The sequence below is a fragment of the Geodermatophilus sp. SYSU D01045 genome, assembly GCF_054050295.1.
Genome location: NZ_JBJGZB010000016.1, coordinates 54,278 through 78,321, shown reverse-complemented (window position 1 = coordinate 78,321; position 24,044 = coordinate 54,278). Strand labels below are relative to the sequence as shown.

The following is a 24,044-nucleotide window of genomic DNA, read 5'->3' as shown; positions in this document are numbered from 1 at the left end:
CCGCGTCAGGTCGTGGGGGTGCTGCCCGTCGTCGGCGCGGGCTCCTCGGCGGGGGACGGCGGGCTCTGCGTCGTCGGCGTCTCCGTCGCGGGCCCCGTCGGCCGCGGGGTGGTCGGCGCCGGGAGGGTCGGGGTGGCCGGCTCGGTGGTGGTCGGGGCGGACGGCGGCACCGTCGTCCCCTCCGGCGTCTCGCCCGGCGTCGTCGGCTCCGGCCCGGTGGTCGTCGGGGGTGCCGTCGTCGGCTCCGGCCCGGTGGTCGTCGGGGGTGCCGTCGTCTCCGGCGCGGGCGCCGGCGTGGTGACCTCCGTCGTGCCGCCGGCCGGGACGGTCGCCGGGTCCGGTGGCTTCACGTACAGGTAGAGCACGCCCAGGCCCAGGAAGAGCGCGACCAGCACCAGCGTGGAGGTGCGCGCCCGGCCGACGTGCCCCGGCGAGCGGCGCAGGACGGTCGACAGGCCGAAGCGGCCGCGGCCGGCGGGGTCGCCGCCGCCCGGCTGCTCGTCGGGGCGCGGGGCGCCGGGGACGGTCACTGCTGGGCCCCCTGCCGGGCGGGGGCGGGAGCCGGGGCGGGCGCCGGCTCGGGGGTGACGTTGAGGCCGGCGTGGCCGAACGCCAGGACGATCCGGGCGCGCAGGTCGCGGCTCACCTCGAACTGCCGGCCGGGCAGCGTGCGGGCGACCACCCGCACGTTGACCTGCTCGAGGTCGATGCTCTCGACGCCCATCACGCTCGGCTCGTCGAGCAGCAGGCGGCGCAGGTCGGCGTCGGCGAAGGCCTGCCGGCCCACCTCGCGGAGGATCTCGTTGACCCGGTTGACGTCGGCCGTCGTCGGCACCGGGACGTCGACCACCGCGCGCGCCCAGTCACGGGACAGGTTGACCACCTTGACGATCTGCCCGTTCGGGATGGTGACCACCTCGCCGTCGGCCGAGCGCAGCCGGGTGATCCGCAGGGTGACGTCCTCGACCGTGCCGTCGGCCGGGTCGCCGCCGCCGACGACCTGGATCGAGACGACGTCGCCGAAGCCGTACTGCCGCTCGGTGATGAGGAAGAACCCGGCCAGGACGTCGCCGACGATCCGCTGCGCGCCGAACCCGAGGCCCACGCCGAGCACCGTGGCCGGGGCGACCAGGCCGGTGACCGGGACGCCGAGGCGGTCGAGCACGTAGAACACCGCCACCGCGTAGACGAGCACGATGAGCGTCCAGGTGACGACCTGGGTGAGCGAGTGCCGGTGCTTGGCCGCCTCGGAGCGGACCAGCACGTCGCCGCCGGTGGAGCGGGCGTCGATGCGGCTGGTGATCCGGTCGCCCACCCAGCTGGTGAACCGGGCCACCAGGACCGAGCCCAGGACGATCAGCACGATCTCCAGGCCGCGGCCGGCCAGCCAGTCGAGCAGGTCGGTGAACGGTGCCATGCGGGATCCGGTCCTCCGGTCTGCTCGAGGGGTCGGTGCCCATCCAACCCGGTGCGGCCGGCCGCCGCCGCTACCTCGGCTCGACGAACAGCGAGGCGACCGAGCGGCCGATCCGCCCCGTGGTGTCGTGGAGGTCGGCCGAGCACTGCCCGACGCCGCCGGGTCCGATCGTCGTCGTCGCGTCCATGCCCAGCCACTCGCCCGCCGGCTGCCGGAACAGCGCGACGACGAGGTCGACGTTGGCGAAGGTCGCCCGGTCCCACGGGAGCTCGGCGGAGATGCCGCTGGCCGCGTCGGTCATGACCAGCAGGTGCTCCAGCGGCGTCATCGGCCCGCCCTCGACCAGCGCGCACAGCGGCCGGGTCCAGGCCGCGGCCGGCCCGGTGCCGGTGAGCGAGCCCGACGCCTCCCGCCAGTCGAGTGCGCGGTGGTAGGCGACCTCCTCGCTGAACACGTCGAACACCGCCGGGCGGGCGTCCTCCGGGCCGACGGCGGCCGGCTGCGGGGGCGTGGCGGTGTCGGCCGCGTCGCGGCTGCGCATCCGCCAGGCGGTCACCCGCATCGCCGTGCGTCCCGCCGCGGTGAGCGTGGCCTCGACCAGCTCGATCCGCTTGCCCGGGCGCAGCACCCGCGCCTCCACCTGCACCGGGCCCACCGGCACCGGCCCGAGGACGTCGTAGGCCAGCCGCACCGTCTGCCCGCCGGGGATCCCGCCGGCGCGCTCGACCTCGCGGGCGAGCAGCGCGGCCGGCGGCCCGGCGTGCTGGAGACCCGGGTCCCAGGGGCCGATGGTCAGCGCGGTCGCGACGTAGCCGTCGCCGTCCGGGAGGTAGCAGGCGGAGGGCAGGTGCACGTCCCGCAGTCTCGCCCCGCCCGGGCCGGGGGCGCCCCGCGGGTCAGCCGGAGCGGGCCAGCCACACCGCGGACCCCAGCCACACCGCGCCCACCCCCGCGGCCACCCACCACAGCGGCTGCCCCTCCGCCGACAGGGCGACCAGGACGCCCACCACGAGCACCGCGCCGGCCACCGGCGTCGACCGCAGCAGCGCGCCGGCGGTGTCCGGCCCCGGGAAGGCGACGAAGACCACCGCCGCCGCGACCAGCAGGAACGCGCACAGCGCCCCCAGACAGGCAGCGGTGACGCCGAACTCGGCGGGCAGCACGAGCGCCCCGGCCCCGCCGACGACGGCCCCCGCGCCCAGCCACAGCAGCAGGCGGCGGCGCCGTCGGGACCACGGGGGGCGGGGTTCGGTCACGCCGTCCAGGGTGCCCGCCCTCGCTGGGGGCCACCCGTGCCGTGACCGCGATCATGGCGCCGGAACCGCGACGCGCCGGGCGGGCGTGGTCACCACGCCGTGATCGCGGGGCACGGCACCGCCGGCTATGCGCCGGTAGGTGGCGTCCGGCGCTACGACCGCTACGCTCGGACGGGTGCCGCACACCCGCCGCCCCGCGATCGGCTACCTGACCACCGTCGCGGCGGCGGGCCTGTTCGCCGTCAACGGCACCGTCTCCACGCTCGCGCTGCAGGCCGGCGTCCCGCCCACCTGGCTGACGGCGATGCGCTGCGGCGGGGCGGCGGCCGGGCTGCTGGCGGCGCTGGCGCTGGTCTCCCCGCGGCGGCTGCGGATCACCTGGCGCGAGGTGCCCTTCCTCGCCGTGTTCGGCGTGGTCGGCGTCGCGCTCACCCAGTTCCTCTACTACGTGGCCATCGGCCGGCTGCCCGTCGGCATCGCGCTGGTCTTCGAGATGACCGCGCCGGTCGGGATCGCGCTGTGGGTCCGGCTGGTCCGCCGGGAGCCCGTGCGCCCCCGGATCTGGGTGGCGCTCGCGCTGTCGCTGTCCGGGCTGGTCCTCGTCGCGCAGGTGTGGGAGGGCGGCGGCTCGCTGAACCCGCTCGGCGTCGCCGCGGGCCTGGCCGCCGCGGTCTGCCTGGCCACCTACTACCTCATGGGCGAGCGCGGGACGGCCACCCGCGACCCGGTCGCGCTCACCACCTGGACGTTCGTGGCCGCCGCGCTGTTCTGGGCCGTCGTCGCACCGTTCACCGCGTCGTTCGACGCCGGCGTGCTCGGGGAGCGGGTGCCGGTCTCGCTGGGCTCGGTGCAGCTGCCGCTGTGGGTGCTCGTGGCCTGGATCGTCGTCCTCGGGGCGATCACGCCCTTCTGGCTGTCGATCGCCGCGCTGCGCCACCTGCCGCCGACGACGGCCGGGCTGGTCGCCACCGTCGAGCCGGTGTTCGCCTCCGTCGTCGCCTGGCTGTGGCTCGAGCAGGTGCTCAGCGGCTGGCAGGTGGCCGGCGGGCTGGTGGTGCTCGGCGGCATCGCGCTCGCCCAGACCGCCCGCACCGCCGCGCGGCCGGCCCCGGCGCCAGCGCCCGTCCCCGAGACGCCGGCGCCGCTCGCGCCTCAGGTGACCTTGTCAGAGTCGGCGAGCCAGCCGGCCAGGCGCTCCATGTAGCGGGCCTGCGCGGCGTGGTCCATGCCGACGTACTCCCACGGGTAGACCTGCTGCGCCTGCGCGGCCGGCAGCAGGCCGTAGGTCGGCTGGCCGGCCATCTCCTCGGGGCTCATGGCGCCGCGCAGCGAGTAGAGGATGACGTCGCTGCGGTACTGCGGCACCTGCTCCCAGCTCGCGGTCTGCCAGAAGTAGCCGTCGCCGCCCGGGTCGACGAACTGCACGCCGAGGTCCTGGTAGAGGCGCAGCGACGGGTCGTCGGGGGCCTTGGCCATGTAGAAGCCCTCGTCCGGGTAGGCGGCCACCGGCAGCACCGTGACCCCGGAGGAGGCGGCCTCGGTCAGCGCCGCGGAGGCCTCCTCGTAGTCCTGCCGGGCCGCGCGCGCCTCGTCGCCGTCCATGTCCGCGCCGAGGGCCCCCGCGAGTTCGGCGGTGCGCTCGATGACCTCGGCGGCCGAGCCGCGCCAGGCGATCGCCACGACCGGCGCGATCCGCGCGACCTGCTCCTGCTGCTCCAGGGACTCGAAGCCGTAGAGGGGCTGGGTGTCGTCCAGCGTCCCCTCCGAGTCCACCGGGTAGACGGTGGTGACGATGAGGTCGGGGTCGGCGGCGGCCAGCGCCTCGAGGTCGATCTGCCCGTAGCTCTCGCCGACGATCTCCACGCCGGACAGGTCGCGGCCCTCGAACTGGACGTCGTCGGCGGCCGAGGTCTGGCCGAAGGTGGCCACCGGCTCGATGCCGTGGTTCCACAGCGACGAGGCGACGTCGTTGAGGCCGGCCACCCGCTCCGGCGCGGCGTCGAGCTCGACGGTGGTGCCGACGTCGTCGGTGAACGACCAGCCGCCCGTCGCGGCCTGCGCCTCGTCGTCGGTGCCGGATCCGGCGCAGGCGCTGACGGCGAGCACCGCCGCCAGCGCGAGGGGGGCGCCGAGCAGGCGCGGGGGTCGGGACACGGGGTCCTCCTCCGGTTCGGGCAGGCGGCTTCCCCCTGCGAGCGAGGGGAGGTTAGCCTTGCCTTACAACCGGTCCGCGAGGGCCGTCCCCGAGCGGAGCGGAGACCCGCGTGACGACGACTCAGGCCCCGGCAGCGGCGGTGGCCGAGCTGCCGCAGTGGCTGTTCTTCGAGACCGTCGTCGCCCGCGTGCGCCCGCTCGGCCCCTCGACGGTGCGGATCACGCTCACCGGCCCGCGGCTCGAGGACTTCGGCGTCGCCGGGGACGACCAGCGGGTCAAGCTCGTCCTGACGCCCGACCCGGCGGCGCTGGCCGAGCTGCAGGCCGCCGGCGCCGAGTGGTACCCCGCCTACTGCGCGCTGCCCGAGGAGCGGCGCCCGGTCCTGCGCACGTACACCGTGCGCGCGGCCCGTCCCGAGCGGGCCGAGGTCGACCTCGACGTCGTCCTGCACGGCGTCGCCGACGGGCACGCCGGCCCCGCCGCCACCTGGGCCGCGCAGGCCCGCCCGGGCGACCCGACGGTGCTCATGGGCCCCGACCGGCCCGGTCGCGGCCGTGCGTGGGGTGTCGAGTGGGCGCCGCCGGCCACGGCCTCCTGCCTGCTGCTCGCCGGCGACGAGACCGCCGTGCCCGCCGTCAGCGCGATCCTCGAGGCGCTGCCGCCCGGCCGGCGCGCCGTCGCCGTCCTCGAGGTGCCCGCGGCCGGGGACCTGCAGGACCTGCGGCTGCCCGAGGGCGTGCAGGTGCGCTGGCTGGCCCGCGCCGACCGCCCCCGCGGCGAGCTGTTGGTGCCCGCAGTGCACGCCGCGCTGGTCGACCTGGGGGTCTGCGCCGCGCCGGCACCCGCCCCCGAGGACGTCGACCTCGACACCGGCCTGCTGTGGGAGGTCCCCGAGGACCCCGCCGCCGGGGCCGGCTGCTACGCCTGGCTGGCCGGCGAGGCCGGGATGGTCAAGCAGCTGCGCCGCCGCCTGGTCGGCGACCTCGGCGTCGACCGGCGCTCGGTGGCCTTCATGGGCTACTGGCGCGAGGGCCGCGCCGAGAACTGACGAAGGACCCCGCTGCCCCCCACCGCTCGCACGCTCGCGGCGGGCCCCTGCAGCGGGGCCGTTCCATCAACTCACCTGGGGAGTCGGCGGACCGGGACGACCATCGGGGTGCCGGCCACCGGGTCGGGCACCACGCGGGCCTCGAGGTCGAAGACGTCGGCGAGCAGCCGCTCGGTGAGCACCTCGTGCGGCGTGCCGGAGGCGACCAGGACGCCGTCGCGCATGGCGACGAGCCGCTGCGCGTAGCGGGCGGCGAGGTTGAGGTCGTGCAGCACGACGACGACCGTCCGCCGCCGCTCGGCGTGCAGCCGCGCCACCAGCTCCAGGACGTCGATCTGGTGCGACAGGTCCAGGTAGGTCGTCGGCTCGTCGAGCAGGATCAGGTCGGTGCCCTGGGCGAGCGCCATGGAGATCCACGCCCGCTGCCGCTGGCCGCCGGAGAGCTCGTCCACCGGGCGGTCGGCGAGGTCGCCCATGTCGGTCCAGGTCAGCGCCTCGGCCACGACCGCCTCGTCCTCCGCCGACCACTGCCGCAGCCAGCTCTGGTGCGGGTGCCGGCCGCGGGCCACGAGGTCGGCGACGGTGAGCCCGGACGGGGCGACCGGCGTCTGCGGCAGCAGCCCGAGCACGCGGGCGACCTCGCGGGTCGGCGTCCGCGCGATCGCCCGCCCGTCGAGCAGCACCTGACCCGCCGCCGGGCGCAGCAGCCGGCCCAGCGCCCGCAGCAGGGTGGACTTGCCGCAGCCGTTGGGCCCGACGATCGCGGTGAACGAGCCGTCGGTGAACGTGAGGTCCAGCCCGTCGACGACGACGCGGTCGTCGTAGGCCAGGCGCAGCCCCTCGGCCGCCAGGCGCACCCGTCCCTCGCTCACGGCGGCGGGCAGCGGGGGCGCGTCGGTGGTGGGAGTCGTCATGCGATGGTCCGCCTCCCGCGGACGAGCAGCCAGAGCAGGTACGGGGCGCCGACGACGGCGGTGAGGATGCCCACCGGCAGGGCCTCGGGCAGGACGGTGCGGGTGAGCAGGTCGGCCAGCACCACCAGCGCCGCCCCGAGCAGGCCGGAGGCCAGCAGCGGCGGGCGAGAGCCGCCGGTCAGCCGGACGGCGATCTGCGGGACGACCAGCGCGACGAACGTGATCGGCCCGGCGGCGGACACCGACGCGGCGACCAGCACGACGGCGACGAGCACCACGGCGGCCTGCGCCGAGGCCAGTCGCACGCCCAGTCCGCGCGCGGTGTCGTCGCCGAACTGCAGCACGCCGAGCACGCGCCCCGCCGCGAGGGCCAGCGGCACCAGTACCGCCAGGGCGAGGGCCAGCGGCACGGCCTGGTCCCAGGTGCGGGCGTTGAGCGAGCCGACGAGCCACACGTAGGCGGCCGCGGCGTCGTGGATGGCCGCCCGGGTGAGCAGCCAGTCGACCACCGCCAGCGAGATCGAGGACACGGCGACGCCGACCAGGACCAGCCGGTAGCCGTCGACGCCGGACCGGTAGGCCAGCAGGAACAGCAGCAGCCCGGCTCCCAGTGCCCCGGCGAGGGCCGCGAGCGGGACGCCGACGCCGCCCAGGACGGCGCCGACCGACGAGGTCCCGGTGACGACGATCGCGATCACGGCGCCCACCGAGGCGCCCGAGGTGATCCCGAGGATGTCCGGGGAGGCCAGCGGGTTGCGCGCGAAGGTCTGGAACAGGGCGCCGGCCACGCCGAGCGCCAGCCCGACCAGCGCGCCGACGACGACCCGCGGCGCCCGCAGCTCCAGCACGACGAACCGCTGGCCCTCCTCGCCCGCCCCGACCAGCGTGCGCAGCACGTCGGTGACCGCGATCGGGTAGTCGCCCCGGCCCAGCGCGACCGCGCCGAGCAGCACGACGACGGCCAGCGCGGCCAGCGGCACGACGACCGACCGCCAGCGGAACCGCACCGACACCGGCCCGTACCGCAGGACGACCGCGCGGCCGGCCGCGCGCCCGCCGGGGTCGGGCGGGGTCGTCTCGCGGATGGTGTCGACGGTGGCGGTCACAGCGTCGCGCTCCGGCGGCGGCGCACGAGCGCGATGAAGAAGGGCCCGCCCAGCAGGGCGAGCACGATGCCGACCTGCACCTCACCGGGACGTGCGATCACCCGGCCGACGACGTCGGCGGTCAGCAGCAGGAACGCCCCGGCCAGTGCCGCGCAGGGGACCAGCCACCGGTGCGCCGGCCCGGTGAACGCCCGGACGGCGTGCGGGACCACCAGCCCGACGAAGGCGATCGGGCCGCAGGCCGCCGTCGCGGCGCCGGCCAGCAGCGTGATGGCCACCAGGCCGACGGCGCGGGCCGGCCACACCCGCTGGCCGAGGCCGCGGGCCACGTCCTCGCCCATGCCGAGCAGGTCCAGGGCGGGCGCGTTGAGCAGGGCGAGCACCAGGCCGGCGACGACGAAGGGGAGCACCTGCCAGGCGATGTCGGCGCCGCGGCCGGCCAGCGCGCCGACCACCCAGAAGCGGAAGGCGTCCAGCGAGTTCGAGTCGCTGACCAGGACGGCGCGCACGAGGGCGTAGAGCAGGGCCGACAGGGTGGAGCCGGCGAGGGCGAGGGTGACCGGGGTGGCCCCGCCGCGGCCGGCCGCGCCGAGGACGTAGACCGCGACCGTCCCGGCCAGCGCCCCCGCGAAGGCGAACCACACGTACCCCGACGGCGTGCTGATCCCGAGCAGCGCGATGGCCAGGACCACGGCGAAGGAGGCGCCGGCGGTGACGCCGAGCAGGCCGGGGTCGCCGAGCGGGTTGCGGGTGTGGCCCTGCATCAGGGCGCCGGCGACCCCGAGCGACGCCCCGACCAGGAGGCCCAGCGCGGTCCGCGGGACCCGCAGGTCCCAGACGATGACCGCCTCCTCGGTCCGCAGCGAGCGGTCGGTGAGGACCTCCCACACGGTGCCCAGGCCGAGCGGGCGGGTGCCGACCGCGATGCTGGCCGCGCAGGCGGCGACCACGAGGACGAGGAGCCCGAGCAGTCCGAGCACGCGGCGCCGGGTCCGGGCGGACCGTGCCGGGCGTGCGGGGACCTCCCGGGTCGCCGCGGGAGCGCGGGTGACGCTGGGGACGGGCACCGGGCAGCTCCGGACGATCGAGATCAGGCAAGGCTCACCTTAGTACCCGCTCCGGTGCAGGTCACGCTCACCGCTTCGTGCGGCGGCTCCCGCCGTGCCAGTCCTCCTGTACCCCGACCTCGTCCGGCTGCACCCCGGCGGCGATCAGCTGCGGGCGCTCGCGCAGGCTGCGCTTGAGCTCGGCGAACCCGGGGAAGCGGGCCAGGCGGACGACGGCGTCCCACAGCCCGACCGCGTCGTCGTCGGCCGGCACCCGGCTGATGACCGGGCCGAAGAAGGCGACCCCCTCGGGCGGTTCGAAGTGCAGGATCGGCGTCCCGACGTCCTTGCCGGTGAGCGCCAGCGCCTCGTCGGTCTCGGCCCGGATCGTGGCGTCCCAGCGGTCGTCGTCGAGGGCGCCGGCGAGGTCCGCCGGCAGCCCGGCGCGCTCCAGCACCGGCGCGAGGTAGGCCCGGGTGCCGCGCTCGCCGGCGGTGCCGGGCCGGTCGGGCTCGGTCTCGAAGACCCGCCGGCCGAGGGTCTCGTAGAGCGTGCCCACCGCCGCCCGGCCGTGCTCCTCGCGGGTGCGGGCGGCCACGCGCAGCAGCCGCAGCCCCGCGGTGTGGCCGGCCTCGTACTCGGGCGGGAAGTGGGCGTCGTAGTCGACGTGCGCGTTGAGCAGGCGCAGCGAGATGAACCGCCAGTCGACGTCGTACTCCCGCCGGGCCGCGACGGTGCGCACCCACCGGCTGGTCAGCCACGCGAACGGGCACACCGGGTCGAAGTAGAAGTGCAGGTCGGCCATGACCCGATGCTGCCCCGCCCCCGCGACCCCGGCACGCCGCCGCCCGGGCCCGCTCCTGCAGCCGGGCACCGGCATCCCATCCGCTTCCGGGGTGCTGTTCGTGCTCCTCGGGTCCTGCAGCGCCCGGGAGGACGGGGAACGCCCCAGGAGGAGCCGCGGGTCAGCCGGCGAGCAGGCCCTCGATCGCCGTCCGGACCTCGGGCGCGCCCGGCTCGGTCGTCGGGCGGAACCGCGCCACGACCGCGCCGTCGCCGTCGACCAGGAACTTCTCGAAGTTCCACTGCACCGGCCCGGCCTCGCCGGCGGCGTCGGGGGCCTCGGTGAGCCGCTGGTAGACGGGGTGCGCGTCCTCGCCGTTGACGTCGACCTTCCCCGTCATCGGGAAGGTGACGCCGTAGGTGGCCGAGCAGAACGAGGCGATCTCCTCGGCGCTGCCGGGCTCCTGACCGGCGAACTGGTTGCACGGCACGCCGACGACGGTGAACCCGCGCGGGCCGTACTCCTTCTGCAGCTCCTCGAGCCCGGTGTACTGCGGGGTCAGGCCGCAGCGGCTGGCCACGTTGACCACCAGGGCCGGACGGCGGCCGGTGAGCGCGCCGAGGGTGGTGTCCTCGCCCCGGAGGGTCGAGACGGGCAGGTCGAGCAGGTCGGTCACGGGCACTCCTCGCGGGCCGGGCGGGTCGACGGCACCAGCGCGCGGGACGCCGGGCTCATTCCAGGTCGCTGATGTCGTCGGGGACGTCGACGGCGTGCTGACGCAGTGCGGCCAGCGGCACGACCTCCAGCGACCGCTCGTTCGTGGCCGCGAGGACCACGCCCGCCGCGGCGCCGGCGCGGTAGGCCTGCAGCCAGCGGGCGGCGACGACGCACCAGCGGTCGCCCGGCCGCAGTCCGGGGAAGCCGAACTCCGGCCGCGGGGTCGTGAGGTCGTTGCCGAGCTCGCGCTGCAGGGTGAGGAACTCGCGGGAGACGACGGCGCACACCGTGTGGCTGCTCAGGTCGTCCGGGCCGGTGCGGCAGGACCCGTCGCGGTGGAAGCCGGTCAGCGGCTCGGTGCCGCAGGGTTGCAGGGGACCGCCCAGCACGTTGCGTTCGGTCCCCGGCTCCGGCTCGGTCACGACGGGATCGTGGCAGAGGTGCTCCCGGACGTGGCCGTCCGCGGACCCGGCCGGAGACGCTGCTCGGCCGGGCCCGCGGAGGGCGGTCAGGCGGTGCCGGTCAGACGGCGTCCTCGCGACGGCGCCGGCCGGCGAGGGTCAGGCCGGTCCCCAGGGCGAGGGCCAGCAGCGCCGCCCCGAGAGCGGTCGCCGTCCCGGTGCCGGTGTAGGCGAGCTCCCCGGTGTCGCCGGAGCGGTCGGACGCCGCCGAGGAACCGGCCGTCCAGGCGTCCGCCGTCCAGGAGCCGGTCGCCCGAGCACCGGCCGCGGACGCCGGGCGGGTGGTCCCGTGCGCCCAGCCGTTCCCGGAACCGTGGCCCCAGCCGTGGCCACGGTCCTGGCCCCGGCCGTGGCCCGGGCAGTCCTGCGGCGTGCCCGGGTGCTGCGGGTCGGTCGGGTCCGTGGGGTCGGTCGGGTTCGTCGGGTCGGTCGGGTTCGTCGGGTCGGTCGGGGTCACCGGGGCGGTCGGCGGCGTGCAGTCGCCGGCGGCGTCGCCGAGCAGGCCGAGGCCCAGACCGCAGACGGTCACCGGCACGTCGACGCCGATGCCGCCGTCGGAGCCGTTCCCGGAGCCGTTCCCGGAGCCGTTCCCGGAGCCGGGGCCGCCGGGACCCTCCGTGCCCTCGGGGGAGCACCCGCCGAGCGCGTCGCCCAGCACGCCGAGGCCGGTGCCGCAGACGGTGACCGGGGCGTCGACGTCGAGCAGGCCGCCGTCCGAGTCGCCGGAGCCGGTGCCGTCCCCGGAGGTCGCGGGCGTGCAGTCGCCGGCCGCGCCGCCCAGCAGGCCCACGCCGGTGCCGCAGACGGTGACCGGCAGGTCGGCGTCGACCAGGCTGCCGCCGTCCGACCCGCTCCCGGTGTCCCCGGTCGGCGCCGCGGGGGTGCAGTCCCCGGCGGCGTCGCCGAGCACGCCGACGCCGTTGCCGCACGCGGTGACCGGGACGTCGACGTCGAGCAGGTCGCCGAGCGGGCCGCCGTCGGCGGGGGCCGGTGCCGGGTCGGTGGCGGCGGTGCAGCCCCCGAGCGCGTCGCCGAGCACGCCGACGCCGTTGCCGCAGACGGTGACGGGCACGGTCACCGCGCCCTCGGGCGTGGCGGGGGCGGTGCCGCCGGCGGTGGCGTCGCCGAGCACGCCGACCCCGTTGCCGACGACGGTCACCGGCACGACGACGTCGGCCGGGTCGGTGCTGCCCGGGGCGGGCGCGGCCGGTTCCTGCGTGGCGGTGCCGCCGGCGACCGAGGCGTCGTTGCCGCCGATCGTCACGGGCACCGCGACGTCGACGGGGCCCAGGTCCAGGGAGATGTCCTGCGAGACGGCGGGCAGCTCCAGCCCGCCGATCGGGGTGCCGGTGTCGAGGACACCGAGCGCGTTGTCGGTGACGGTGACCGGCACCGTCACGTCGAGGTCGTCGGACGCGGCGGCGACACCGGTGCCGAGGGCCATCAGGCCGCCGGTCATCAGTGCCACGCGCAGGGCGCGGGTGGCCCAGGGGTGCATGGGGGACTCCTGACTGAGGACGGGGACCCGCGTCCCGGACGGGACGGCGGGGACTGCGCTCGACCGGCCCGTGGCCGGGAGGCGCGTCCTCAGTCGGGGGAGGTGGCGGGGTCGACCGGGTCGCCGGCGGCGGCGTCCCGGGCCCCGGCGGTGGCGGCCACGGCGGCCGCGCGCGGCGCGACGGGGACGGTCGCGCCGAGGTCGGAGGAGGGCTGGTCGGCGCCGGACGCGGTGCCCGCCGACGCCGGCACGGCCGGCGGGACGGGCACGGCGGGCGCGAGCGGGGCCACCGGCACGGTGGGCGCCGGGACGGCGACCTGCGCCACGGCGGGCGCGGAACCGGCCACGTCCGCGGACCGCCCGGCCGCAGCGGGGACCCGCGGGGCCGCGACGTCGGTGCCGGACCCGACGGCCGGCGCGCCCACGACGTCGGCCGCCGCGCCGGCCACGGGAGCGCCGGCCGGGGTCTCGACCGGGTCGTCGGCAGAGGCCACGGGCGCGGGGACGTCGGTCGCGGGGACGTCGGGCACCGGCGCCAGCGCCCCGGTGACCGGGGACAGTGCCCCGGTGACCGGGGACAGCGCCTCCGTGACGGGTGCCAGGGCCGGCCGCAGTGCCCCGGTGACCGGGGACAGCGTCCGCGTCACCGGTGCGACGGCGTCGGTCACCGGCTCGAGCACGGGAGCGACGGGCGCGACGGCCTCCCGCAGCGGCGCGGCGACCGGGGCGACCGCCTCGGCGACCGGCGCCAGGACGGGCGCGACCGCCTCCGCGACGGGCGTGACGACGGGGGACGCGACGGACCCGGCCACCTGGCCCACCGGCGCGGTCACCGCGCCGAGCAGGCCGCCGGGCGGCGGCTCGTCGGCCGAGGCGGTGGACACGCCGGCCAGCCAGATGCCGGCGGCGGTCCCGGCGAGGACCGCCAGGCGGCCGCCCCACCGGCGCAGGCGGGCGCGACGGCCCGGCAGGAGCGAACGCTCGGCCATCGCACCTCCCCCTGGTGTCGGCCGACACAGTGCTCACTCCATGGAGCCAGGCGGTCACGGAAGGCGCCAGGCGAAGTCCGTCCCCCGATGGGGTGAAAACGGGACGGAACGGTCACGTCCTGTGAGGCGGCCCCACCCTCCCTGGGGACGCGAGGGGAGTGGCAGGGTGCCGCTGTGACCGCTGACACCTCTCCCGCACCGGTGCTCTGGCAGCCCACAGGGGAGGTCCGGGAGGCGACGCGGCTGGCGGCCTTCGCGCGCGAGGTGGCCGCCCGCCGCGGGCTGGACCTGGACCCCACCGACTACGACGCGATCTGGCGCTGGTCGGTCGAGCACCTGGACCAGTTCTGGGCCGACGTCGCCGCGTGGTCCGGCGTGCTGCCCGGCGTCCCCGACGACCGGGTGCTCACCCGGCGGGAGATGCCCGGTGCCGAGTGGTTCCCGGACGCCACGGTCAACTACGCCGAGCAGGCGCTGCGGCACGCCACGGACGAGCACCCGGCGCTGATCGCCGTCGCGGAGGACGCCGAGCCGGTCGAGGTCTCCTGGGCCGAGCTGCGCGCGCAGGTCGGTGCGTTCGCCGCGACCCTGCGCCGGCTGGGCGTGCGCCGCGGCGACCGCGTCGCCGGGTACCTGCCCAACGTCCCCGAGGCGGTCGTCGCGTTCCTCGGCGCGGCGTCGATCGGCGCGGTGTGGTCCTCCTGCGCGCCGGACTTCGGCACCCGCGCCGTCCTCGACCGGTTCGCCCAGATCGAGCCGACCGTGCTGGTCGCCGTCGACGGGTACCGCTTCAACGGGAAGCCCTACGACCGGCGCGGCGTCGTCGCCGAGCTCCGGGCCGCCCTGCCGACCGTGACGACGACGATCGCCGTCCCCCGGCTGTTCCCCGACGAGCTCCCCGACGGCGCGCTGGGCTGGGCCGACGCCGTCGCCGACCGGCAGGAGCCCGAGTTCGAGGCGCTGCCGTTCGACCACCCGCTGTGGATCGTCTACTCGTCGGGCACCACCGGGCTGCCCAAGGGGATCGTCCACGGGCACGGCGGCGTGGTGCTCGAGGAGCACAAGCAGCTGGGCCTGCACGGCGACGTCGGGCCCGGCGACCGCTTCTACTGGTACGCCTCCACCGCCTGGATCATGTGGAACATCGCGACGTCGGCGCTGCTGCGCGGCGCGACCGTGGTCGTCCACGACGGCGCCCCGGCGTACCCCTCGGTCGACGCGCAGTTCGCCCTCGCCGCCCGGACCCGCCTCACCTACCTGGGCACCAGCGCCGGCTACCTCGTCGCCTGCGAGAAGGCCGGGATCCGGCCGGGGGAGACCCACGACCTGTCGGCGCTGCGGACGATCGGCTCCACCGGCTCGCCGCTGCCGGCCTCGGCGTTCGAGTGGGTCTACGACGCGGTGGGCCGTGACGTCTTCCTCGCCTCGGTGTCCGGCGGCACCGACGTCGCCACCGGCTTCATCGGCAGCACGCTGCTGCTGCCGGTGACCGCCGGGGAGCTGCAGCGGCCGATGCTCGGCGTCGCCGCGGCCGCGTGGGGCGAGGACGGCGAGCCGGTCACCGGCGAGCTGGGCGAGCTGGTGATCACCGAGCCGATGCCGTCGATGCCGCTGTACTTCTGGAACGACCCGGACGGCAGCCGTTACCGCGAGGCCTACTTCGAGCCGTGGCCGGGCGTGTGGCGCCACGGCGACTGGATGGAGGTCACCGAGCGCGGGACCTGCGTCATCACCGGCCGGTCGGACTCCACGCTCAACCGCGGCGGCGTGCGCATGGGCACCGCCGACATCTACGCCGCCGTCGAGAGCTTCCCCGAGGTCGCCGACTGCGTCGTCCTCGGTGTCGAGCAGCGCGACGGCGGCTACTGGATGCCGCTGTTCGTGCAGATGGCGCCCGGCGCCGAGCTCACCGGCGAGCTGGCCGACCGCATCCGCGCAGCCATCCGCAGCTCGGCCAGTCCCCGGCACGTGCCCGACGAGATCCTCGTCGTCCCCGGCGTCCCGCACACCCGGACCGGCAAGCGGCTGGAGGTGCCGCTCAAGCGGCTGTTCCAGGGCGTGGCGCCGGAGAAGGCGGTCAACCCCGGGGCCGTCGACGACGCGTCACTGGTCGACCACTACGTCGCCCTCGCCCGGGAGCGCGGCGCGCGCTGAGAACGGCCCGCGCAGCGCCGCCCACTGCAGCAGCAGGACCGTCTTGGCGTCGGCGATCCGGCCGTCGCCGGCCATGGCCAGCGCGTCGTCGAACGGCAGCTCGAGCACCTCGACGTCCTCGCCCTCCTCGGCGAGCCCGCCCCCGGCCGACACCCGGTCGGCCGGGGTGTAGGGCCCGGCGAAGAACGCCAGCCGCTCGGTCACCGAGCCCGGGCTCATGAACAGGTCCGGCAGCCGGGTGAGCGCCCCGACGGCCACGCCGAGCTCCTCCTCGGCCTCGCGCCGGACCGCGGCCTCGGCGTCCTGCTCGTCGAGCAGCCCGGCGGCGGTCTCGACGAGCATCCCGTCGTGGGAGCCGTTGACGTACGCGGGGAAGCGGAACTGCCGGGTGAGCAGCACGGTGCGGCGGGCGGCGTCGTACAGCAGCACCGTGGCGCCGTTGCCGCGGTCGTGGGTCTCCCGCTGCTCGGTGCGCCAGACGCCGTCGCGGCCGCGGCGGACGAACGTCGTCCGCCGGTTGACGTACCAGGCGCTGGAGAGCACCTCGACGTCCCGGACGACGACGTCGGGGTTGCCGGTGAGGTCGCGACCGGCGCGGTCGAGCCCCGTCCGCCCCCGCGCGTCGGGGACGTCGACCCCGAGGACGCCGGTCACCGCGCCACCGCCGGGACCTCGTCGACGCCGGTGTAGACCGCGGCGCCGCGGGCGCGGGCCAGCGCGACCATCTCGTCGGAGCCGGCCGAGGCGCCGGGCAGCCGCAGCACGGCGTCGACGCGGGCGACCAGCCGGCGGCCCATCGGGTGGAACACCTCGTCGAAGGCGGCGTCGCCCACCCGCGTCGAGCCGGCCAGCTCGGCCAGCGGCAGGGCGAGGTCCTCCCCGTTGACGGCGAGGTGGCCGGCGCGGAACAGCTCCAGGCAGGCCTGCCGGATCGCCCGGTGGTTGGCCGCGATCCGCTCCGGGTCGTCGCCGGTGCCCCCGCGGTACGGGCCGGCGACCAGGATCATCAGGGGCTGTCCGGTCACGCTCCCGGGCGTCCTGTCCGCAGTCATGTGCAGTCGACCTCCACGCCGGCGTCGTCGAGCGCGGCGAGGGTCTCCTGCGCCGCGGGGGTGAGCTGGGGGTCGCGGGCGCTGGCGTCCGTGACCAGCCGGCCGACCGCGTCCAGCGGGGCCACCGAGGCGAAGGCGCGGACGCCGAGCTTCGAGGCGTCGGCGACGACGACGGTGCTGCGGGCCTGCTGCAGCCCCACCTGCTTGACCGCGGCGTCCTCGAGCGTGAACTCCGACCAGCCGGCCTGCGCGCTCACCGCCCCGATCGACATGACGAACAGGTCGAAGGTGAGCTGCCGCAGCACCGCGGCGGTCAGGGGGCCGGCCAGGCTCCGCTCGCCGGGCCGCGACTCCCCGCCGACGACGAGCAGGCGGATCCCCGGCCGGTCGGCCAGCGCGTCGGCCACCGGCAGGCTCACGACGGCGGCCGTGAACGGGCCCTCGCCCGCCGCCGCCCGGTCGCCCAGCGCCCGGGCCACGTGCACCGTCGTCGTCCCGGCGTCGAGCAGCACCGTCGCGCCCGGCTCGACCAGGGCGGCGGCCGCGCGGCCGATCCGGTCCTTGAGGCCGGCCTGCCAGCCGGCCCGCGCGCTGAAGCCCGCGGAGCCCTCCGGCCCGGCGACGGCGACCGCGCCGCCCCGGACGCGCTCGACCAGTCCGCGGGCCTGCAGCGCGTCGAGGTCGCGCCGCACGGTCATCTCGGAGACGCCCAGGCGGGCGGCGAGGTCGGCGAGCGAGGCCCGGCCGGCGTTGCGCACCAGCCGCAGCGTCACGTCGAGTCGGTCAGGGACGGCCACGGCGGATTTCCTACCAGCACCGTGTGAGTTCTGTGAAGTGATTGTGTGATCCGGCGCGGGAGCGTGTGCTCCGTCACGCTCCCGCGGGCGCGCCGTGCAGGTCAGGGGCGGCACGCGCATGGTGGGCGGGGACCGCCCCCGACGACGGAGAGAGGCCCCGCGACGATGACGTCGACCCAGGAGCGCCCCGCCGACCTGCTCGAGCCCCGGCCGCCCGCGCTGCTGCCGCCGTGGCACACCCCCGAGCGCGAGGCGCTGCAGGAGCAGGCCCGCCGGTTCGCCCACGACGAGGTGCTGCCGGTCGCCGACGAGCTGGACCCGCAGAAGGGGCTGCTGCCGGAGGCGCTGCTGGCCCGGATGGCCGAGCTCGGCTGGTTCGGCATCACGGTGCCGGCCGAGCACGGCGGGCTGGGCCTCGGCGTCTTCGAGTACTGCATGGTGTCCGAGGAGCTGGCCCGTGCCTGGATGAGCAGCGCGAGCATCCTCGCCCGCTCCCAGGGCCTCGGGACGGCGGTGGCCGACCCCGCGCGGCGCGGCGAGCTGCTGCGCCGCAGCGCGAAGGGCGAGTGGATCGGTGCCATCGCGCTGTCCGAGCCCGACGCCGGCTCCGACCTCGCCGGCGTCTCCACCCGGGCGGTCCTCGACGGCGACGAGTGGGTGGTCACCGGGCACAAGCGCTGGTGCGGCAACGCCGAGGCCGCGGACTTCATCCAGGTCCTCGTCCGCGAGCGCGACCCCGAGCCGGGGGAGTCGCGCTCCGCCGGGCTGGTCAACCTGCTGCTGGAGAAGGAGCGCGGCGCGTTCCCGCCCGGGCTCACCGGCACCCCGATCGACAAGATCGGCTACCACGGCTTCCTCACCTGGGACCTGGTCTTCGACGGCGTCCGCATCCCGCGGGCGAACGTCGTCGACCAGGCGGCGGCCAGCGACGAGCAGGGCGAGGCCGCGAAGCGGGCCGGGTTCGCCGAGGCGCAGAAGTTCCTCAACACCGCGCGCGTGCACACCGCCGCCCGCGCCGTCGGCCTGGCCCGCGCCGCGCTCGAGGACTCGATCGTCTACCTGCAGGAGCGCGAGCAGTTCGGCCACCCGATCGGCGACTTCCAGGCGCTGCGCTTCGCCGTCGCGGAGATGGCCGCCCAGATCGAGCAGTCGCGCGCCTTCTACCGCCAGGTCGCCCACCTCGTCGACCTCGGCGTGCGCTGCGAGAAGGAGGCCTCGATGGTCAAGCTCGAGGCCACCGAGATGGCCGTGCGGGTGACCAACCAGGCCATGCAGCTGCACGGCGGCAACGGCTACACCACCGAGCGGCAGGTCGAGCGGCACTGGCGCGACGCCCGGCTGACCACGATCTTCGAGGGCACCAGCGAGATCCAGAAGCGGATCATCAGCGACCGCCTGCTGCCCCGCTCGCCGCTGACGTGATCTCCCGCGTCGCGAGGTGCTGACGGGACGGCGTCCCTCCTCTACGGTCCCGCGCGGCCCGCAGCCCGACCGCCCCCCGGCGGCGCCGGCGGGCCGGTCCCGGTCGTCCGCCCGGGGCCCGACGACGCCCGAGGAGAACCGTGTCCCGCACCCGTCCGACCGTCCGCCGTGCCCTCGCCGGGGCGCTGCTCGGCTCCGCCCTGCTGCTGTCCGCCTGCGGCGGTGAGGACCTCGACGACCTCGCCGCCGCGGCTGAGGACGTCGCCGCGGCCGGGGACGGCGGTGCCGCGACCGACGTGCCGGAGGAGTGCCTGGCGGCGTTCCCGCTGACCGTCGCCGGCGGGGCGGACATCGTCGACGTCGAGTCCGTCCCCGCCGGCTTCCCCGAGCCGCCGGACGGGTCGACCCTGTGCGAGACCGGCGGCACGGCCGACGGCAGCCAGGAGTACGCGAACTACGCCTCCGACCTCGCCGCCGAGGACGTCCTGGCGCACTACGCGTCGGCCGCCCCCGCCGCCGAGCGGACCGAGACCGGCCTGGGCGAGCCCGCGGTGTCGGGCACCTCCGGGGACGTCTCCTGGCAGGTGGAGCCGGTCGACGGCGGCTTCCGCCTCGTCTTCGCGCCCGGGGCCTGACGCCTCGACGCTCGTGCTCCGCTCACCGGTGTGCGCGGAGCACGAGCGTCGCCACGGTCACCCGGCGGCGTCGTCGGCGTGCGCGACGTTGTCCAGCTCGCGCCAGATGAGCGCCAGCAGCACCGCCGACCCGGCGAACGCGAACCAGAACGGGCCGGTCACGCCCCAGGCCCGGGCCACGAGCCCGCCGACGGCCTGGCCGGCCAGGATGCCGCCGAAGACGCCCATCGCGTACAGGCTCCCGACCCGGCCCTGCAGCCCGGCCGGCACCGCGCGCATCCGGACCGTGCGCGACGTCGTCCCCCAGACGAACGCGTGCGCGCCGAAGACGAACAGCACCGGTACGGCGACCCACGGCGTCGTGGCCAGCGCCAGGAACAGGTGGGTGAGCGTCTCGAGCAGCAGCCCCACCTTCATGAGCGCGGCGATGCCGACGCGCCGTTCGAGCCAGTCGTAGGACGCCGTCCCGACCATGCCGCCCAGCGCACCGACCGTGGTGAGCAGGCCGTAGCCGGCCGCGCCCAGGCCCAGCCGCTGGTCGGCGTAGAGCACGAGCACCGACCAGGCCGCGCCGTAGGTGACGTTGAACAGGACGATCGTGACCGTCAGCGTCCGCACCGCGGGGTGGCCCCAGGTCCAGCGCAGGCCCTCGGCGACGTCCCGGCCGATCCGCCCCCGCCGCGCCGCCCGCTCCGGCGGCGGCACCCGCATCCGCGCGATCAGCACCGCGCCCAGGGCCACCAGCACCGCCTGGGCGAGGAACGGCCACGCGGCGCCGGCCACGAACAGCAGGCCCCCGACGGCCGGCCCGGCCAGCTGGTTCATCGTCAGCGTGCCCGCGGTCAGGCGGGCGTTGCCGATGCCCAGGTCGGCGCGGTCGACGACCATCGGCAGCAGGGTGCCGGCGGCGGTGTCGGCGAACACCTCGGCGGTGCCCAGCACGAACAGCGCGACCAGCACGGGCACCAGCCCGACGTCGCCCGTGAACAGGGCGGCGGCCAGCACGGCGAGCACCCCGGCGCGGGCCAGGTCGACGGCGGCGACGAGCAGCCGCCGGTCCACCCGGTCGGCCAGGACGCCGGCGTGCAGGCCGAACAGCAGCCACGGCAGCTGCTGCAGCAGGGCGCCGAGCGCGACCAGCAGCGGGTCCTGGGTGCGGGCGGCCACCAGCAGCGGCCCGGCCGCCAGCGCCACGCCGTCGCCCAGGTTGCTCACCCACGACGACGCCATCAGCCAGCGGAACGACGTCCCCATCCGGGCGGGCAGCACCGCCTCGACCACCCGGCCCACGGGAACGGGACTGTAGACGCGACCGTTCCTGCGCTCCTCCGGTAATCCGGCTGACTGCTGTCGGTCCCGTCGGCGAGCATGGGGCCGACGGCGCCGACGGTGCGCCGTCCCCCGAGGAAGGACCCGTCATGACCGGCCTGCCGCGCGCGCTCGCGCCCCTGCGGCACCGCGACTACCGCCTGCTGGCCGCGTCGATGGGGCTCTCGCTGCTCGCCCAGGGGCTGTGGACGGTCGCGCTGGTCTGGCAGGTGGTCGACCTCGGCGGCGGGCCCGCCGCGCTCTCCTTCGCCACCGCGCTGTCGGCCGGCGGCATGCTGGCCAGCACGCTGCTCGGCGGCGCCCTGGCCGACCGCGTGCCGCAGCGGCGGATCCTGCTCGGCGTCGCGCTGCTGCAGACCGCGGCGGTCGGGCTGGTCGCCGTCCTGTCGCTGGCCGGGGCGCTGGCGCTCGGTCCGCTGGCCGCGGCCGCGCTGGCCCAGGGCGTCGCGACGGGGCTGTACTACCCGGCCTACTCCGCGCTGGTCCCCAGCGTGGTCCCGGCGGGCGACCTGCTCGCCGCCAACGGCCTGGAGGGCGTCGTCCGCCCGGCGCTGGCGATGGCGATCGGGCCTGCCGCCGGCGGCCTGCTGGTCGGCGCGTTCTCACCCGGTGCGGCGCTGCTCGCGACGGCGGTGACCTCGGCGGTCGCGGCCGCGTGCGTGGCGGCGCTGACGACGGTGCCGGTGCGCCGCGACGAGGTGGGCTCGGGCCTGTTCGCCGACGTCCGGGAGGGCGTCGCCTACATGGTCCGCACGCCGTGGCTGCTGGCGACGCTGCTGTTCGCCTCGCTCATGGTGCTGGTGTTCATGGGCCCGTTCGAGGTGCTGGTCCCCTTCGCGGTCCGCGACCAGGCCGGCGGCGGCCCGACGGAGCACGCCTGGGTGCTGGCCGCGTTCGGCATCGGCGGCGCGCTGGGGTCGGCCGTCGTCGCCTCGCTGCGGCTGCCGCGGCGCTACCTCACGGTCATGAACCTGCTGTGGGGCTTCGGCTGCGTGCCGATGGTCGTCTTCGGCTGGACGTCGTCGCTGTGGCTGATGATCGCCGCGGCCGGGGTGCTGGGCGCGGCGTTCGAGTCGAGCACGGTCATCTGGGGGACGCTGCTGCAGCGGCGGGTGCCGCCGGCGCTGCTCGGCCGGGTGTCCAGCCTCGACTTCTTCGTCTCGCTGGCGTTCATGCCGCTGTCGATGGCGCTGGCCGGGCCGGTCAGCGAGGTCGTCGGGCTCACCGGCACGTTCCTGCTCACCGGGCTGGTGCCGCCGCTGCTGGCGGTCGCGGCGATCCTGTACTGGCGGCTGCCCGCCGACGAGATCGCCCACCCGCTCGACGTCCCGGCCGAGGAACCGGCCGGGAGCGAGGCGGTCAACGAGCCGGCAGGCGCAGGCGAAGGACCCCGTCCTCCCCACCCCTCGCAGGCTCGGGGCGGGGCCCTGGACGGGGCCGGAGAGCGAGACGGACTGCCTACGGCAGGCGCAGGATCCGGGCCTCCCAGGGCCTGAGCACGGCGGGGTCGTCCTCGGGCAGGTTCCCGAGGACGACCTCCGCGCCCACCGCCTCGGGCAGCAGGCCGGCGAGGTCCTGCTCCTTGGCGCCGAGGTTGCAGACGACGAGCAGCGTGTCGCCGTCGAGGCTGCGGGTGAACGCGTACACCTCGTCGTGCTCGGGCAGCAGCATGGTGAAGGAGCCCAGCGCCACCACCGGGTCCTCGTGCCGCAGCGCGATCAGCCGCCGGTGGTGGGCGAACACCGAGGCGGGGTCCTCGCGCTGGGCGGCGGCGTTCCACTCGACGTGGTCGGGGTTGACCGCGAGCCACGGCGTCCCGGTGGTGAACCCAGCGTTCGGCGAGGCGTCCCACTGCACGGGCGTGCGCGCGTTGTCCCGGCTCATCCGGCGCAGCGCCGCGAACACCTCGTCGGGGTCGGCGCCGTGTGCCACGGCCTGCACCTGGTGGTTGATCGACTCGACGTCGCGGAACTGCGCCAGGTCGGTGAACGGGAAGTTCGCCATCCCGATCTCCTCGCCCTGGTAGACGTAGGGCGTCCCGCGGTGCAGGTGCAGCAGCGTGGCCAGGCACGTCGCGGAGTCCCGGCGGTAGCGGGGTGAGTCGTCGCCGAAGCGGGACACCGCGCGCGGCTGGTCGTGGTTGTCCCAGTAGAGGGAGTTCCAGCCGACGTCGGCCAGGCCCGTCTGCCAGCGGCCGAGGGAGGCCTTCAGGTCGCGCATCCGCAGCGGCCGGGGGTTGAACTTCGATCCCTCGAAGTCCAGGCCCACGTGCTCGAACTGGAAGACCATGTCCACCTCCTCGCGCGCGGGGTCGGTGAACAGCAGCGCGTCCTCCACCGTCGCGCCCGGCGTCTCCCCGACCAGGAGCAGCTGCTCGCGCCGGCCGGTGAACACCTCGCGGTGCATCTCCTGCAGGAACTCGTGGATGCGGGGGCCGCACACCACCGACGCGGTCGCGTCCCCGTAGGGCAGTCCGGGCAGCGGCGGGCCGTCGTGCAGCTCGCCGTCCGGCCCGACGTCCTTGCTGATCAGGTTGATGACGTCCATGCGGAACCCGTCGACCCCGCGGTCGAGCCACCAGCGCATCATCGCGTAGACCGCCTGCCGGACCTCGGGGTTCTCCCAGTTCAGGTCGGGCTGCTTGCGGTCGAACAGGTGCAGGTAGTACTCGCCACTGGCCTCGTCGAGCTCCCAGGTCGAGCCGGAGAAGAAGCCGTGCCAGTTGGTCGGCTCGGCGCCGGGCTGCCCCGCCGTCATGCCCTGCCGCGGCGGCCGCCACCAGTACCAGTCCCGCTTCGGCGAGTCCGGCGACGACCGGCTCTCGACGAACCACGGGTGCTCGTCGCTGGTGTGGTTGACCACCAGGTCCATCACCAGCTTCATCCCGCGCGCGTGCAGCCCGGCGACCAGCTCGTCGAGCTGCCCCAGCGTGCCGAACAGCGGGTCGACGTCCTGGTAGTCGCTGATGTCGTAGCCGTTGTCGGCCTGCGGCGAGGGGTAGACCGGCGAGAGCCAGACGACGTCGACGCCCAGGTCGGCCAGGTGGTCCAGCCGCTGCAGGACCCCGCCGAGGTCGCCGATCCCGTCGCCGTCGGAGTCCTGGAACGAGCGCGGGTAGACCTGGTAGACGACGGCACGGGTCCACCACGGCGACTGCTCGGGGGTCACCCGACCAGCCCAGCACCCCTGGCCCCGGTCCGCACCCGCGCGGCCCGGGGAGCGCGCTGATTGGATGGCCGGGACCCGTCGGGGACCCCCCGGCAC

At 76.4% G+C, this 24,044-nt stretch carries 24 protein-coding genes; 6 read left to right on the top strand and 18 right to left on the bottom strand.

All coding sequences use genetic code 11. From position 1 onward, the window contains the following. Nucleotides 1–5: 5 nt before the first annotated feature. From ACI798_RS14975 to ACI798_RS14960, 4 genes are all read right to left on the bottom strand, one after another. Nucleotides 6–530 carry a hypothetical protein gene (locus ACI798_RS14975; RefSeq protein ID WP_457048268.1) on the bottom strand — a complete coding sequence of 175 codons (525 nt, stop codon included), beginning with the start codon at nucleotides 528–530 and terminating at the stop codon, nucleotides 6–8. Continuing rightward, nucleotides 527–1,417, bottom strand: a complete 891-nt coding sequence (locus ACI798_RS14970) for a mechanosensitive ion channel family protein (protein WP_456942543.1) — start codon at nucleotides 1,415–1,417, stop codon at nucleotides 527–529. The genes ACI798_RS14975 and ACI798_RS14970 overlap by 4 nt, the downstream gene beginning before the upstream one ends. A 70-nt stretch (nucleotides 1,418–1,487) precedes the next feature. Continuing rightward, nucleotides 1,488–2,270: a thioesterase family protein gene (locus ACI798_RS14965; RefSeq protein WP_456942544.1), complete on the bottom strand. Its 783-nt coding sequence runs from the start codon at nucleotides 2,268–2,270 to the stop codon at nucleotides 1,488–1,490. A 43-nt stretch (nucleotides 2,271–2,313) separates the two neighbouring features. Beyond that, nucleotides 2,314–2,673: a hypothetical protein gene (locus tag ACI798_RS14960; RefSeq protein ID WP_457048267.1), complete on the bottom strand. Its 360-nt coding sequence runs from the start codon at nucleotides 2,671–2,673 to the stop codon at nucleotides 2,314–2,316. Between the two features lie 175 nt (nucleotides 2,674–2,848). Between ACI798_RS14960 and ACI798_RS14955 the strand changes: the two genes are divergently transcribed. Further along, complete coding sequence (locus ACI798_RS14955) at nucleotides 2,849–3,877, top strand: EamA family transporter (protein ID WP_457048266.1); 1,029 nt, start codon at nucleotides 2,849–2,851, stop codon at nucleotides 3,875–3,877. Here the strand turns inward: ACI798_RS14955 and ACI798_RS14950 are convergent. After that, complete coding sequence (locus tag ACI798_RS14950; RefSeq protein ID WP_457048265.1) at nucleotides 3,826–4,827, bottom strand: ABC transporter substrate-binding protein; 1,002 nt, start codon at nucleotides 4,825–4,827, stop codon at nucleotides 3,826–3,828. The two genes, ACI798_RS14955 and ACI798_RS14950, sit on opposite strands and share 52 nt — an antisense overlap. Before the next feature lie 110 nt (nucleotides 4,828–4,937). Here ACI798_RS14950 and ACI798_RS14945 point away from each other — a divergent pair, with 110 nt between their 5' ends. After that, nucleotides 4,938–5,876 carry a siderophore-interacting protein gene (locus ACI798_RS14945; RefSeq protein WP_457048264.1) on the top strand — a complete coding sequence of 313 codons (939 nt, stop codon included), beginning with the start codon at nucleotides 4,938–4,940 and terminating at the stop codon, nucleotides 5,874–5,876. Between the two features lie 71 nt (nucleotides 5,877–5,947). On the opposite strand, the gene ACI798_RS14940 is transcribed toward ACI798_RS14945, so the two are convergent. The 8 genes from ACI798_RS14940 to ACI798_RS14905 form a co-directional block, all read right to left on the bottom strand. Beyond that, nucleotides 5,948–6,790, bottom strand: coding sequence for an ABC transporter ATP-binding protein (locus ACI798_RS14940; protein WP_456942549.1), 843 nt, complete (start codon nucleotides 6,788–6,790; stop codon nucleotides 5,948–5,950). Further along, nucleotides 6,787–7,896, bottom strand: a complete 1,110-nt coding sequence (locus tag ACI798_RS14935; RefSeq protein WP_456942550.1) for a FecCD family ABC transporter permease — start codon at nucleotides 7,894–7,896, stop codon at nucleotides 6,787–6,789. Before ACI798_RS14935 ends, ACI798_RS14940 begins: the two co-directional genes overlap by 4 nt. Beyond that, entirely contained in the window at nucleotides 7,893–8,876 is a 984-nt protein-coding gene (locus tag ACI798_RS14930; protein ID WP_456943455.1) for a FecCD family ABC transporter permease, read from the bottom strand. Before ACI798_RS14930 ends, ACI798_RS14935 begins: the two co-directional genes overlap by 4 nt. A 154-nt stretch (nucleotides 8,877–9,030) precedes the next feature. Next, nucleotides 9,031–9,747: a mycothiol-dependent nitroreductase Rv2466c family protein gene (locus ACI798_RS14925; protein ID WP_456943454.1), complete on the bottom strand. Its 717-nt coding sequence runs from the start codon at nucleotides 9,745–9,747 to the stop codon at nucleotides 9,031–9,033. A gap of 160 nt (nucleotides 9,748–9,907) precedes the next feature. After that, nucleotides 9,908–10,402 carry a glutathione peroxidase gene (locus ACI798_RS14920; protein WP_457048263.1) on the bottom strand — a complete coding sequence of 165 codons (495 nt, stop codon included), beginning with the start codon at nucleotides 10,400–10,402 and terminating at the stop codon, nucleotides 9,908–9,910. Nucleotides 10,403–10,457: 55 nt separating this feature from the next. Next, nucleotides 10,458–10,865, bottom strand: coding sequence for a DUF2237 family protein (locus ACI798_RS14915; RefSeq protein ID WP_456943452.1), 408 nt, complete (start codon nucleotides 10,863–10,865; stop codon nucleotides 10,458–10,460). Between the two features lie 100 nt (nucleotides 10,866–10,965). Next, nucleotides 10,966–12,402, bottom strand: coding sequence for a hypothetical protein (locus ACI798_RS14910; protein ID WP_456943451.1), 1,437 nt, complete (start codon nucleotides 12,400–12,402; stop codon nucleotides 10,966–10,968). An 89-nt stretch (nucleotides 12,403–12,491) separates the two neighbouring features. Then, nucleotides 12,492–13,391, bottom strand: coding sequence for a hypothetical protein (locus ACI798_RS14905; RefSeq protein ID WP_457048262.1), 900 nt, complete (start codon nucleotides 13,389–13,391; stop codon nucleotides 12,492–12,494). A 174-nt stretch (nucleotides 13,392–13,565) separates the two neighbouring features. Here ACI798_RS14905 and ACI798_RS14900 point away from each other — a divergent pair, with 174 nt between their 5' ends. After that, a complete protein-coding gene (locus ACI798_RS14900; RefSeq protein ID WP_456943449.1) occupies nucleotides 13,566–15,545 on the top strand; it encodes an acetoacetate--CoA ligase in 1,980 nt (659 codons plus the stop codon). Here ACI798_RS14900 and ACI798_RS14895 read toward each other — a convergent pair. Genes ACI798_RS14895 through ACI798_RS14885 form a run of 3 tightly spaced genes read right to left on the bottom strand, consistent with a single transcriptional unit; the run spans nucleotide 15,495 to nucleotide 17,394 of the window. Then, nucleotides 15,495–16,199 (bottom strand): NUDIX domain-containing protein, encoded by a 705-nt coding sequence (locus tag ACI798_RS14895; RefSeq protein WP_456943448.1) that lies wholly within the window; start codon nucleotides 16,197–16,199, stop codon nucleotides 15,495–15,497. The two genes, ACI798_RS14900 and ACI798_RS14895, sit on opposite strands and share 51 nt — an antisense overlap. After that, entirely contained in the window at nucleotides 16,196–16,570 is a 375-nt protein-coding gene (locus tag ACI798_RS14890) for a DUF4406 domain-containing protein (protein ID WP_456943447.1), read from the bottom strand. Before ACI798_RS14890 ends, ACI798_RS14895 begins: the two co-directional genes overlap by 4 nt. 23 nt (nucleotides 16,571–16,593) lie before the next feature. Beyond that, nucleotides 16,594–17,394, bottom strand: coding sequence for a DeoR/GlpR family DNA-binding transcription regulator (locus tag ACI798_RS14885; RefSeq protein ID WP_456943446.1), 801 nt, complete (start codon nucleotides 17,392–17,394; stop codon nucleotides 16,594–16,596). 165 nt (nucleotides 17,395–17,559) lie between these two features. Between ACI798_RS14885 and ACI798_RS14880 the strand changes: the two genes are divergently transcribed. Together ACI798_RS14880 and ACI798_RS14875 are read left to right on the top strand one after the other, a co-directional pair. Beyond that, nucleotides 17,560–18,816: an acyl-CoA dehydrogenase family protein gene (locus ACI798_RS14880; RefSeq protein ID WP_456943445.1), complete on the top strand. Its 1,257-nt coding sequence runs from the start codon at nucleotides 17,560–17,562 to the stop codon at nucleotides 18,814–18,816. Between the two features lie 140 nt (nucleotides 18,817–18,956). After that, nucleotides 18,957–19,451, top strand: coding sequence for a hypothetical protein (locus tag ACI798_RS14875; RefSeq protein ID WP_457048261.1), 495 nt, complete (start codon nucleotides 18,957–18,959; stop codon nucleotides 19,449–19,451). Between the two features lie 57 nt (nucleotides 19,452–19,508). Here the strand turns inward: ACI798_RS14875 and ACI798_RS14870 are convergent, their stop codons facing one another. Beyond that, nucleotides 19,509–20,741, bottom strand: coding sequence for an MFS transporter (locus ACI798_RS14870; RefSeq protein WP_456943443.1), 1,233 nt, complete (start codon nucleotides 20,739–20,741; stop codon nucleotides 19,509–19,511). Between the two features lie 128 nt (nucleotides 20,742–20,869). On the opposite strand from ACI798_RS14870, the gene ACI798_RS14865 reads away from it, so the two are divergent. Then, a complete protein-coding gene (locus ACI798_RS14865) occupies nucleotides 20,870–22,276 on the top strand; it encodes an MFS transporter (protein WP_457048260.1) in 1,407 nt (468 codons plus the stop codon). On the opposite strand, the gene ACI798_RS14860 is transcribed toward ACI798_RS14865, so the two are convergent. After that, complete coding sequence (locus tag ACI798_RS14860) at nucleotides 22,239–23,948, bottom strand: glycoside hydrolase family 13 protein (protein ID WP_457048259.1); 1,710 nt, start codon at nucleotides 23,946–23,948, stop codon at nucleotides 22,239–22,241. The genes ACI798_RS14865 and ACI798_RS14860 overlap by 38 nt on opposite strands. Nucleotides 23,949–24,044: the final 96 nt, after the last annotated feature.